Origin of the sequence: Sandarakinorhabdus oryzae (assembly GCF_009733735.1) — a bacterium.
GTDB classification, from domain to species: Bacteria; Pseudomonadota; Alphaproteobacteria; order Sphingomonadales; family Sphingomonadaceae; genus Sandarakinorhabdus; species Sandarakinorhabdus oryzae.
Map to the genome: position 1 here is coordinate 1 of NZ_WNJP01000327.1, position 1,205 is coordinate 1,205.

The window sequence follows — 1,205 nt, forward strand, 5'->3', positions numbered from 1 at the left end:
CGCGCGCGCCGGCAGAGGCCCCGATTGCCGCCGTCCGCCGCCTGTCTGGCCGCGCCACCACCGCCCGCCCCGCCCTGACCATCGACCGATTTGCCTGAGGATCACGCCATGGCCGAAGCCGACCCCAAAGTGAAAGACAAGCCCAAGACGAAACGCGCGCCGGCCCTGCTGGTCCCGTTGCTGGCCTGCGTGCTGGGCGCGGCAGCGGGCGGCGGCGGTGCGGCCATCGCTGTGCTGAAATTCGCGCCGGGCGTTGGTCTGGCATGGAGCCAGGGCAGTGGCCATGCGCCGGCCGCTGCGGCTGCAGTGCCGGCCGGTCCGCTGGAATATGTCCCGATCGAGAACGCCTTCACCAGCAATCTGGCCGATTCCGGCCGCTATCTGCAGGTCAAGATCTCGCTCTCCACCTATGGCGGGCCCGACGCGGTGGCGGCGATCGGCAAGCACCAGCCGGCACTGGTGTCGGCCGTGCTGGCAGCGTTGGGCGAGGTGCGGGAAAGCGACATCGAAAGCGCCAGGGCCAAGGACGCGCTGCGCGAGCGGCTGAAGGCCGTGATCAACGCCACGCTGAAATCGCGCGGCGAGCCGGGCGGGGTGGAGGAGGTGTTCTTCACGTCATTGGTGGTGCAATGAGCGAGTTGCTGATCCGCACCGAAGCCCCGCCGCCGACCGCGCAGGTGGACACATGGCGCCCGCGCCCGGCCGAAGCGCCGCCCGACGATGGCGATGATGCGCCGTTCGAGCCGCTGATCCTGGCCATCGAGGATGAATTGACCCGCACGCTGGGCGTGGAGGTGAGCGTGCATCCCGGTCGCGGTCTGCCGCCGGGTGCGCCCGATATTGCGCCTGAACTGGGCGCGCTGTTGGCGACGCTGCGGCTGGGCGGTGATCTGGCGCGGCCGGTGGCGCAGGTTTCGGGCGTCACCACCGCCCGTCATGCCAGCCTGCTTGGCGAACAGTTGCAGGGTCTCGCCCATCGCCTGTGGCCCGCAGGCCGGCGCCGACCGCATATCACGCTGGATGTGCTGGTGACGGTGGCGCCAGAGACAAGCCCAGAGACAAGTGTTGTCGGCAGCATCCGCCTCGCCGCGCCGCCTGATCCGGTGCCGGTGCAGCCGCCGGTGCCGCTGGGCGCCGGCCTGTTCGATCTGCCGGCGCGACTGGCGGTGCGGCTGGCAGAGGAGGCCGTGCCGCTCGCCCGCCTG

Annotated in this window: 2 protein-coding genes; both read left to right on the forward strand. The window is 71.0% G+C overall.

The window, feature by feature from the left end; genetic code table 11:
- Positions 1-108: 108 nt before the first annotated feature.
- Positions 109-633, forward strand: coding sequence for a flagellar basal body-associated FliL family protein (locus tag GJ693_RS16050; protein WP_156257224.1), 525 nt, complete (start codon positions 109-111; stop codon positions 631-633).
- Positions 630-1,205, forward strand: a 576-nt coding sequence (locus GJ693_RS16055; protein ID WP_197042297.1) for a hypothetical protein, incomplete at its 3' end; no start/stop codon positions are given. The genes GJ693_RS16050 and GJ693_RS16055, both read left to right, overlap by 4 nt.